The sequence below is a fragment of the Silvanigrella paludirubra genome, assembly GCF_009208775.1.
Classification (GTDB): domain Bacteria; phylum Bdellovibrionota_B; class Oligoflexia; order Silvanigrellales; family Silvanigrellaceae; genus Silvanigrella; species Silvanigrella paludirubra.
Window position 1 is genome coordinate 46,315 of sequence record NZ_WFLM01000004.1, and the last position, 10,472, is coordinate 56,786.

Here is a 10,472-nt window from a genome sequence, read left to right on the forward strand (position 1 = left end):
CTTTACTTTCTAAACGGCATATCGAGGAGAGTAAGAAGCTCACGAGCTTCCTCATCTGTTTTTGCAGATGTCACGATAGTGATACTCAAGCCACGTGTTTTATCTACTTTATCCGCTTCGATTTCAGGAAATATGATCTGTTCACGGATTCCAAGAGAATAATTGCCACGACCGTCGAAACTATTAGATGAAACTCCACGGAAGTCACGTACGCGAGGTAGTGCTACCGAAACGAGTTTATCGTAAAATTCAAACATGCGTTCTTTACGAAGAGTTACAGAAGCGCCAATTGGCATTCCTGCGCGTAACTTAAAGGTTGCAATTGATTTCTTTGCACGAGTAATAACTGCTTTTTGACCAGTAATCAACTCAAGCTCAGCTGCAGCTGCTTCAAGTGCCTTAATGTTTTGAGTAGCTTCGCCTTGGCAAGTATTAACAACGATTTTTACGATCTTAGGAAGCTCCATCACATTTTTTTCTGTATGAAGCTTTTTAAGTTCAGGTAAAACTTTGTCGCTGAACTTTGCCATGTATCTTGGTTTAACACCTTTAGTGTGCTCACCACGAACGACTACTGCGCCATAATCTGCGCCTTTTTTGCCAGTAGGTTTTTTACCGGACTGATTTTTTTCGCTTGCCATGGATTATAGAACCTCCGGAGCCAAGCTGATAATCTTGCCACAATTACGTTGTCTTAATTCACGAGCAATTGGTCCAAAAATACGGGTTCCAACTGGCTCTTTTTCATTTTTGACAATTTTTACAAGAACAGCAGCATTTTCATCAAAACGAATACGAGAACCATCTGTTCTCGAAACTTCTTTCTTACAACGAACTACAATTGCTTTGTGTACTTCGCCTTTTTTAACACGCCCACCAGGCACAGCATCTCTTACGGATACGACGATCAAATCGCCAACACGTGCATAACGACGGAAAGAACCGCCCATAACACGAATGACGTTGAGACTTCTCGCACCGCTATTGTCGGCTGCTACCAGGATTGATTCTGGCTGAATCACGATACACCCCATTAAATGAGAAGAAAAAAGAAACTATTTTAAAGTGTTGCCTACATTAGTGAGCAACAACAGAAACAACTTTCCATGACTTGTTTTTGGAAATACGGCGGCAAGGCAAGATATCAACATCTTTACCAACCACGATATTTTGAACACCAAAAGTGTCAGCTAACAAAGAAGTATGAAGGTGAAGACGTTTGCCGTATGTCTTATTAGGAACAACACGAGGAACTTCTACTTTTACAGTCTTTGTATCTTTTGAGATCGCTACTACACGGCCTCTAATAGGATTCTTAGTGATTTTATTGTTTTCCATGTCTATTTACCCTCAATTATTTAGCAGATTGTGCTTTTCTGCGAGAAACGATTTTTAAATCTCTTCTCAGACCTGCCACACCGCCCGCATTACTGATGAGAGCTGGATCCATGGAAACCCTAAACTTTACAAGCTCTTTAATAAGAGTGTCTTGTTTAGTAGATGCATCACTAGAGCTTAAATCAGAAAACTTTTTTTGTTTTTTCATTGATTTTCCCAAACCTTATCACTTCTGCTCATCATGCGAGTTTTGAAAGGAAGTTTAGCAGCAGCAAGATCAAATGCTTCTTTAGCAAGATTTGCTGGTACACCTTGAATTTCAAAAATTACGCGACCTGAGCGAATTGGACAAACCCAACGATCCAAACCACCTTTACCGGAACCCATACGTGTTTCAGCTGGTTTCTTTGTAATAGGTTTGTCTGGAAACACACGAATCCAAACCTTTCCACCACGTTTTATATGGCGGGTCAAGGCAATTCGACTTGCTTCAATTTGACGAGCTTCTAGTTTTCCAGGTTCAAGAGCCTGAAGAGCGAAATCTCCAAAGTCAACACTGTTGCAACGATCTGCAACGCCTTTAATGCGGCCTTTGTGAGATTTACGGAATTTAACTTTTTTTGGAGCTAGCATTTTCTAATTACTCCTCATTGCGTGCATTTTTGGAACTAGGAGCAACGCTACCAGCTGTTTTCCCAAAAACTTCACCCTTAAATAACCAAACCTTAACACCAATGAGTCCGTAAGTTGTTAAAGCTTCGGAAGTTCCATAGTCAATGTCTGCACGAAGAGTATGAAGAGGAACGCGTCCTTCCATATACCATTCTGTACGAGCCATTTCTGCACCGTTTAAACGGCCAGCAACACGGATTTTGATTCCTTTTCCGCCTGCTTTCATAGCTTGTTGCATAACCTTCTTCATAGCTCTTCTGAAGGAAATACGTTTTTCAAGTTGTTGTGCAACGTTGAATGCCGCTAATTGAGCATTTGTATCAGGATTCTTAACTTCAAAAACATCAACTTTGATGGATTTGTCATTAGATTTAAGAACTGTTTTAACTTCATCACGAAGTAATTCAATCCCTTTACCTTGTTTACCAATAAGTTTACCAGGCTTAGCTGTGTAAACTTTAACTACAACTTGTTTTGCAGCGCGTTCGATTTCAACGCGTGCAACGCCAGCTTCTGCGTATTTTTTTGATATGAACTTGCGAACATTCAAGTCTTCATTAAGATTTTTTGCAAATTCACGTTTACTAAACCAACGAGAATCCCAAGTCTTGTTAATCCCAAGTCTCAAACCAATTGGATGTACTTTCTGACCCACTGTTGTACCCTCTGTTAATTAAGTTTAAGACGAATAGTTAAGTGCGACGTCTTTTTTAATATAGGCGTAGCACGTCCTTGTGCGCGTGGCATAAACATGCGACGGCGGGGACCTTCATTCACTACAAAGTCACTAATTACAGTGTTTACAGCACTATTCTCAGGAAGCTGTGCAAGCGCAGAGCGGATAAGCTTTACTGTCGCTACAGAACCAGAGCGTCTTTCGACAGAAAGCACAGCAATTGCTTGAGAAACAGTTTTGCCAATGATTAGCGGTCTTAACAATCTTGCCTTACGTGCGGTACACTTTGCAGCATAGTGTGTTGCTTTTGCGTCCATAAATTACCTCTTACTTTTTCTTAGCGGCTTTTTTATCCGCACCATGACCATGGAAAGTACGAGTTGGCGAAAATTCACCAAGCTTGTGTCCAACCATATTTTCGTTCACATAAACGGGAACGAACTTTTTTCCATTGTGAACTGCAAATGTGAGTCCAACGAAATCTGGAATAATTGTGGAACGGCGGCTCCAGGTTTTAATTACTTTAGCGGCACCCTTGTTTTTATCTGCTGCTTTGAGCAAATGGGTGTCAACAAAAGGACCCTTTTTCAACGAACGTGACATGCTTTACCCCTTAAGCAATTCGAAATTATTTTTTACGACGGCTTACGATAAACTTATCGCTAGGTTTTACCTTGCGAGTTTTGTAACCTTTAGACAATTGACCCCATGGTGAGCATGGATGACGGCCACCACTTGTACGACCTTCACCACCACCCATTGGATGGTCAACAGGGTTCATAGCAACACCACGAACAGTTGGGCGAACGCCCTTCCAACGATTACGGCCAGCTTTACCAATAGAAACATTCATATGGTCCGCATTGGATACAGTACCGATGGTTGCATAGCAATCTTCAGGGATAAGACGAAGTTCACCTGATGGCATACGAATTTGAGCGTATTTTTCAATACGACCAACTAACGTTGCAGATGCACCAGCACTACGAACTAACTTTGCACCAGCTCCCGGACGCATTTCAACACTGTGGATAATTGTACCAGCAGGGATCTTCTTGAGTGGGAGGCTATTGCCAGCCTTGATATCAGCTTCGTGAGAAGCGATAATTTTTGTACCAACCTTAACACCGTTTGTAGCAAGTACATAACGACGATCTCCATCGATAAATTTCACGAGAGAGATAAAAGCTGTACGATTTGGATCATATTCAACAGAAGTAACAACACCTTCAACGTCTTTACGACTTCTCTTCCAATCAATAATACGATATTTGATCTTATTTCCGCCGCCTTGATGGCGAACAGTAATGCGACCAGTATTATTACGACCCGCTTTTCTTGGGTTTGGAGCCAAGAGCGGCTTGTAAGGAGTATCAGTAGTAAGAACTTCTCTGTAGTTGATGTAACTTTGTGTTCTTGTTGTAGCCGTATAAGGCCTTAATTGTCTGATTCCCATTTTCCTCATCCTTGCGCGATAATTCGAGGATTTTTCCGCGCATTAAAACTATAAAATACAAAAAAACAGAAAAATTATTCCGTTACAGTTTCTGCTTGCGTGTTCATAACTGGTGCAGGAAGCTCTTGCCCATCTTTTAAGCGAATAAACGCTTTTTTGATGTTAGGAAGTTTAACTTCAACAGCGCCACCTTTTTTAGAACGCGCTTTACGTACAATTCTTCCACGTAGAATAGAAGTATTTACATTGATAACATCAACACCAAAAACATCTTTAACAGCTGCTTTGATGTCTGTTTTTGTAGCTTTGAGATCAACTTTAAGTGTGTAAACTTTATTCTCTAAAAGACTAAAAGATTTTTCACTTAAAACTGAGCCTTTGATAACATAATCCGAACGCATGTTCATTTCCTTTCTTCAAAAATCAGTCTGCTATCCTAGATTCAAGAACTTTGAACGCTTCTGGACTTGCAATAAGACTGCGTGCTTGAAGAATAGTAAATGCATTTACTTGTTCTGGACTCACAAGGTGAACTCCGCGGATATTGCGAAGTGCACGAATTGTGCTTTCGTTTGGATTGCTTAAGCAAACCAAAGTGTTTCCAGACAAATCAGCAACATTCTTTAGTGCAGACGCCGCATCTTTTGTTTTTCCACTTGGAAAATCAAGTGAACCAACAAAAATTTTGCCAGACTTAATACGCTCAGAAATTGCAATACCGAGAGCAACACGACTCATTTTTACGGGAATCGCTTGACGGTAATCGCGCGCTTTAGGTCCGTGAGCAACACCACCACCAACATGGAGAGGAGCTACGAAAGAACCACGACGAGCGCTTCCTGTTTTCTTTTGTTTGTAAGGCTTTTTACCAGTAGATCTAACCATTGCGCGTGTTTTTACGCCAACAGTTCCTTGTCTTTGGTTGGCTCTGTAAGCCTTAATAACCTGCCAGAGAGTGCCTTTGTTACGGTCAGCATAGCTTACCAAACTCTCTGGAAGGGTTTCAATTTTAGACAACATATGCTATCCCTTCCCAAAACTTAAATTTAAACAAATACCATACCGCCGCGTGCACCAGGTACACCGCCTACGATAGCCATAATTGACTCTTCATGAGACCAGTAAGCAACCTGAACATTGCGGAGAGTTACTTGTACATTACCGTCTTGACCAGGCATTTTTTTGCCTTTCATAACGCGACCAGGTTCAGCACGCATACCTACAGATCCAGGGGATCTATGAAAACGGCTACCATGGCTTGCAGGACCGCCACCAAAACCGTGACGAGTCATAGCGTCTTGAAAACCGCGACCTTTAGAAAAGCCAGTAATTTTTAATTTTTGTCCGACAGAGAGAGAAGGAGCTTTAAGAGGTGAGCCTACTTCGTATTCAGCAGGATTTTCGACAACCCATCCACGTACAAGTTTATTTTTATGACCTGTATCGTATTCAACAACAACAACAACTTTGCCATTTTCCAAAGTTTCGTGTCTAAGAACTTTAGCTGGCTGCATTTTTAGAACAGTTACGCCTTGGGCTGTGCCACTTTGCGTAAAAGCACTAGTCATGCCAACTTTGCTAAAAGCATAACGTACCATATGACTTTAACTCCTGCTGGATGCAATAGATTACAGCGCCAGCTTTTTGTTAAAACTTCTTAAAATAATTTAAGAAGTGTGATTAAAAAATAATAACCAGTTTTTTAGTAGAGATTGATTTCTACATCAACACCAGCTGCTAAGTCGAGTTTCATGAGTCCATCAACAGTTTGTTGTTTTGGCTCAAGAAGATCGATTAAACGGCGGTGAGTGCGGATTTCAAATTGCTCGCGTGACTTTTTGTCAACGTGAGGTGATCTCAACACTGTATAACGGTTAATGATCGTTGGCATTGGTACTGGGCCAGCAATTTTTGCTCCCGTTCCTTTTGCCTTGTTAATAATCTGAGCTACGCTCTGGTCAACCAGAGAAACATCATAGCCCTTGAGACGAATACGGATTTTTTGGCTTTCCATTGAATTACACTCCAAACCGTTGGGCGTCGATTCGTAACGTAGAATGACGCCCATTGTCAAGCAAAAATTGTAAAATTAGAGCAATAAGTAAGCATAAGAGATAAGCAATGTGCTTATCTCATTTGATGATGAGAACCTGTTCCTAAGCGGGCAACCACTTGTGGAATTGAGGCTTCGATTATTGCTTCTGCATCGAGGCTTTGGCCTTCAACAAACATTTCTAAGTTATTATAGAAGTTTACGCCAGTACCAGCCGGAATTAAGCGACCCATAATAACGTTTTCTTTAAGTCCACGTAATAGATCTTTACGACCAGCAAGGGCAGCTTCTGTAAGAACGCGGGTTGTTTCTTGGAAAGATGCCGCCGAAATAAAGGACTCTGTAGATGACGCTGCTCTTGCTATACCTAGAAGCAAAGGCTCAGCCGTAGCTGGACGAGCTCCTCTTTGCATAGCAAATTCGTTTTGCTCTTCAAATGTCCATTTTTCAACCTGAGCCGCAGGTAGAAACTCGGTGTCTCCTGGATCTTTAATTCTTACACGGCGAAGCATTTGTTTTACAATAATCTCAATGTGCTTATCATCGATATTCACACCTTGAAGTTTGTAAACCGCCTGAATTTCAGAAACAAGGTAACTAGCTAGAGCTTTTTCACCTAAAACTTTTAAAATATCATGTGGGTTTAATGGTCCATCCACGAGTGGTTCGCCGGCACGGATAAAGTCTCCTTCGGTAACAACCACGTGGCGTCCTTTTGGAATAAGATATTCACGACTGTCGCCACCACCCATTTCTGGAGTAACAACCACGCGTCTTTTACCTTTGATATCTGCTCCGAAAGAAACAAAACCGTCAATTTCAGAAATGATTGCAAATGTTCTGCGTTTTTGAGCAAGGAATAGCTCAGCAACACGTGGTAGACCACCTGTAATATCCTTTGTTTTTGCTTGTTCTCTTGGAATTTTAGCAAGAACATCACCAGGATAAACATTGTCATTGTCTGCAAACATGATTGTCGCACCACTAGGAAGTGGGTAACGGGCATCACGAGTTTCTGTAATTCGAATTGCCGTTCCAGAAGAGTCTGTAACAACAATTGCGGGTTTAATTTTTGTATCTTTGTTTTCGATCACAACACGACGAGTTAAACCTGTTACTTCGTCAGTACGTTCTTCAACGGAAACACCTTCAAAAAGGTCTTGGAATTTAATTTTACCAGAAACCTCGGATACAATTACAACAGAGTGCGGATCCCATTCAATTAACATGGTTCCTACTTTTACGCTGGCTCCATCTTTAACAAATACTTTCGATCCGTATGGAATAGAGTGGCGGTCACGTTCAATACCATCAAGGTCATAAACGATCACTTCCCCGTTTCTACCCATTGCTGTGTCCCAATCACTACGGCCTTTTACTAAGCTTACATTGGAAAGTTGAACTGTACCTTCCGCTTTTGCTTCGTGAGAAGACGCTTGAGATTGAGTTGTCGCTGTACCACCAGAGTGGAATGTACGCATTGTTAACTGTGTTCCTGGTTCCCCGATGGATTGAGCAGCAATAACGCCTACGGCTTCCCCAACGTTAACAAGGTTACCAGTTGCAAGGTCACGACCGTAGCATTTTGCACAAACACCACGTCGAGTACGGCATGTTAATACAGAGCGAACATAAACGCGGTCAATTTTTGCTGTATCCATCCGGAGAACAGCTTCCTCGTTGATTTCTTCGTTTGCTTTTACAATAACCTCACCAGTTGCACGGTTTTTAATATCGTAAAGAGATGTTCTTCCTAGAGTTCGGTTTCCAACGCGTTGAATGACTTCGCCGCCTTCAACTACAGATGTGATTTCCACACCATCAAGAGTACCGCAATCTGTTTCAGAAATGATGGTATCTTGCGCAACGTCCACTAACTGACGTGTAAGGTAACCAGAAGATGCTGTTTTAAGAGCAGTATCGGCAAGACCTTTACGAGCACCGTGAGTGTTAATAAAGTATTGAAGAATTGTGAAACCTTCGCGTAAGTTTGAAGTCACAGGAGTTTCAATAATTTCACCTGTAGCTTTTGCCACGAGGCCTTTCATTCCTGCAAGCTGACGCATCTGTTGTTTTGAACCACGGGCTCCGGAGTCAGCCATCATGTAAAGAGAGTTGAATGATTGAATTTGAACAGCTTCCCCTTTTTGGTTAACTGCTTTTTGAGTTTCAAGTTGTTTCAACATTTTTACAGTAATTTCGTCCTGAACACGGGACCAAATATCAATTACTTTATTGTGGCGTTCGCCTTCTGTAATAAGACCTTCCGCGTATTGTTCACGAACTTCTTTTACTTCGTTATATGCTTCTTCCAAGAGTTTTGTTTTTTCTTTTGGAATCATCATGTCTTTAATTGCAATAGAAATACCAGATTCTGTAGCATAACGATAACCTAATTCACGTAAAGCATCTGCTAAAAGAACTGTCTCTTTTGCACCGCAAAGACGGTAGGTATCGTTTACAAGAACGGCAAGTGCTTTTTGATCGAGAGCTTTATTGTATTTTTTGAAGAACGGAACGTTATCTGGAATCACTTCTTTTAAAATACAACGACCTACTGTGGTTTGAACAAGTTCTTTATCACCTGGATTCAAACGAACAAAAACGCGTGTGTGCAATTCTACAAAATCATGGTCATAAGCAACACGAACTTCATCAAGGCTTGAGAATTTCATGCTGTCGCCACGTAAAGTAATATTTTCACGTGTTAAATAGTAAAGTCCAAGAACGATATCCTTACGAGGCTCAATAATAGGCGTACCGTGCTGAGGTGACAAAATGTTATTTGTCGACATCATAAGAACACGAGCTTCTATTTGTGCTTCAAGGCTTAATGGAACGTGAACACACATGGTATCGCCGTCAAAGTCCGCGTTAAATGCCTGACAAACCAATGGGTGAAGCTGAATTGCTTTGCCTTCGATTAATACAGGTTCAAACGCTTGAATACCTAAACGGTGCAATGTTGGCGCACGGTTTAAAAGAACAGGGTGTTCTTTTGTGCATTCTTCAAGAAGGTCCCAAACTTCAGGACGTTCTTTTTCCACCATTTTTTTCGCACTTTTAATTGTAGAAACATAGCCTCTTTCTTCAAGTTTATTGAAGAGAAATGGTTTAAACATTTCGAGAGCCATTAATTTTGGCAAACCGCATTGGTGAAGACGGAGTTCTGGACCCGCAACAATTACGGAACGACCAGAATAGTCCACACGTTTACCAAGCAAGTTTTGACGGAAACGACCACTTTTCCCTTTTAACATGTCGGAAAGAGAGCGAAGAGGGCGTTTATTTGGACCTGTAAATACTTTTCCACGACGTCCGTTATCAAATAACGCATCGATCGCTTCTTGGAGCATTCGTTTTTCATTACGCACAATGATTTCAGGCGCATTTAATTCGATAAGTCTAAGTAAACGATTGTTACGGTTGATCACACGACGGTAAAGGTCGTTTAAGTCAGACGTAGCAAAACGGCCACCGTCCAAAGGAACAAGCGGACGAAGGTCTGGTGGCAATACAGGAATAACGGACAACATCATCCACTCAGGACGGTTGTCACTCATTGTAAAGGCACCAACGACTTTAAGTCTTTTGATTAACTTTTTGCTTTGAGCATCGGAAGTCGTATTTAACAAAGATTCTTTGAGTTGTTCAGAGAGTTCAAATACGTCAACAGATTGCAACATTTCGAGCATGGCATCGGCACCGATTCCTACGCGGAATGCGTTGTTTCCAAGCTCACGTACTTTTGCCGCAAAGCGATCTTCTGAAATAAGCTCATGCTTTTTAAGATCAGAAGTACCTGGATCAAGAACGATGTAGGATTCGCAATAAAGAACTTTTTCAAGATCTTTAAGCGAAATGTCTACAACGCAACCAATACGGGAAGGTAAACTTTTTAAGAACCAGATGTGTGCCACTGGGCTTGCTAAGTTAATGTGACCAAGGCGTTCACGACGCACTTTGCTTTCAATAACTTCAACACCGCATTTTTCACAAACCGTTCCACGGTGTTTTTTACGTTTATATTTTCCACAAATACATTCGAAATCACGAACGGGGCCAAAGATTTTTCCGCAGAAAAGGCCATCACGTTCTGGTTTAAACGTTCTGTAGTTGATTGTTTCTGGTTTTTTAACTTCACCATAGGACCAGCTTCTGATGCGTTCAGGAGAAGCTAGACCAATTTTAACTGCACTAAAACTCAAAGGATCTACAGGTTTTTCGAAGAAACTGTAAACATCTTTGGAACCTTCATTCATATTCATGCTTAAACT

Annotated in this window: 13 protein-coding genes and 1 pseudogene; all 14 read right to left on the reverse strand. The window is 41.3% G+C overall.

Annotated features, from left to right (window positions below; translation table 11 throughout):
• Positions 1-2: 2 nt before the first annotated feature.
• Complete coding sequence (gene rplE / locus GCL60_RS10825; protein WP_153421172.1) at positions 3-530, reverse strand: 50S ribosomal protein L5; 528 nt, start codon at positions 528-530, stop codon at positions 3-5.
• Positions 531-644: 114 nt separating this feature from the next.
• Positions 645-1,022: a 50S ribosomal protein L14 gene (gene rplN / locus GCL60_RS10830; RefSeq protein WP_153420677.1), complete on the reverse strand. Its 378-nt coding sequence runs from the start codon at positions 1,020-1,022 to the stop codon at positions 645-647.
• 55 nt (positions 1,023-1,077) lie between these two features.
• On the reverse strand, positions 1,078-1,338 hold the full coding sequence (rpsQ, locus tag GCL60_RS10835) for a 30S ribosomal protein S17 (RefSeq protein WP_153420678.1): 261 nt from the start codon (positions 1,336-1,338) through the stop codon (positions 1,078-1,080).
• Between the two features lie 16 nt (positions 1,339-1,354).
• The gene (locus tag GCL60_RS10840; RefSeq protein WP_153420679.1) at positions 1,355-1,558 is read right to left on the reverse strand and encodes a hypothetical protein; all 204 of its coding nucleotides are present in this window, start codon (positions 1,556-1,558) and stop codon (positions 1,355-1,357) included.
• Entirely contained in the window at positions 1,543-1,971 is a 429-nt protein-coding gene (gene rplP, locus GCL60_RS10845) for a 50S ribosomal protein L16 (RefSeq protein ID WP_153420680.1), read from the reverse strand. Before rplP ends, GCL60_RS10840 begins: the two co-directional genes overlap by 16 nt.
• Before the next feature lie 7 nt (positions 1,972-1,978).
• The gene (rpsC, locus tag GCL60_RS10850; protein ID WP_153420681.1) at positions 1,979-2,665 is read right to left on the reverse strand and encodes a 30S ribosomal protein S3; all 687 of its coding nucleotides are present in this window, start codon (positions 2,663-2,665) and stop codon (positions 1,979-1,981) included.
• Positions 2,666-2,679: 14 nt separating this feature from the next.
• Positions 2,680-3,003 carry a large ribosomal subunit protein uL22 gene (locus tag GCL60_RS10855; RefSeq protein WP_153420682.1) on the reverse strand — a complete coding sequence of 108 codons (324 nt, stop codon included), beginning with the start codon at positions 3,001-3,003 and terminating at the stop codon, positions 2,680-2,682.
• A gap of 10 nt (positions 3,004-3,013) precedes the next feature.
• Positions 3,014-3,289, reverse strand: coding sequence for a 30S ribosomal protein S19 (gene rpsS, locus GCL60_RS10860; RefSeq protein ID WP_148698248.1), 276 nt, complete (start codon positions 3,287-3,289; stop codon positions 3,014-3,016).
• A gap of 25 nt (positions 3,290-3,314) precedes the next feature.
• Positions 3,315-4,151 carry a 50S ribosomal protein L2 gene (gene rplB / locus GCL60_RS10865; RefSeq protein ID WP_337189403.1) on the reverse strand — a complete coding sequence of 279 codons (837 nt, stop codon included), beginning with the start codon at positions 4,149-4,151 and terminating at the stop codon, positions 3,315-3,317.
• A 65-nt stretch (positions 4,152-4,216) separates the two neighbouring features.
• Entirely contained in the window at positions 4,217-4,549 is a 333-nt protein-coding gene (locus tag GCL60_RS10870; protein WP_153420684.1) for a 50S ribosomal protein L23, read from the reverse strand.
• A gap of 16 nt (positions 4,550-4,565) precedes the next feature.
• Positions 4,566-5,129: a 50S ribosomal protein L4 gene (gene rplD / locus GCL60_RS10875; protein WP_161998169.1), complete on the reverse strand. Its 564-nt coding sequence runs from the start codon at positions 5,127-5,129 to the stop codon at positions 4,566-4,568.
• Between the two features lie 59 nt (positions 5,130-5,188).
• Positions 5,189-5,740 (reverse strand): 50S ribosomal protein L3, encoded by a 552-nt coding sequence (rplC, locus tag GCL60_RS10880; protein ID WP_148698244.1) that lies wholly within the window; start codon positions 5,738-5,740, stop codon positions 5,189-5,191.
• A gap of 104 nt (positions 5,741-5,844) precedes the next feature.
• Entirely contained in the window at positions 5,845-6,156 is a 312-nt protein-coding gene (gene rpsJ, locus GCL60_RS10885; protein WP_130610705.1) for a 30S ribosomal protein S10, read from the reverse strand.
• A gap of 206 nt (positions 6,157-6,362) precedes the next feature.
• Positions 6,363-10,457, reverse strand: a pseudogene (gene rpoC / locus GCL60_RS10890) (DNA-directed RNA polymerase subunit beta'); the annotation flags it as partial.
• Positions 10,458-10,472 lie beyond the last annotated feature (15 nt).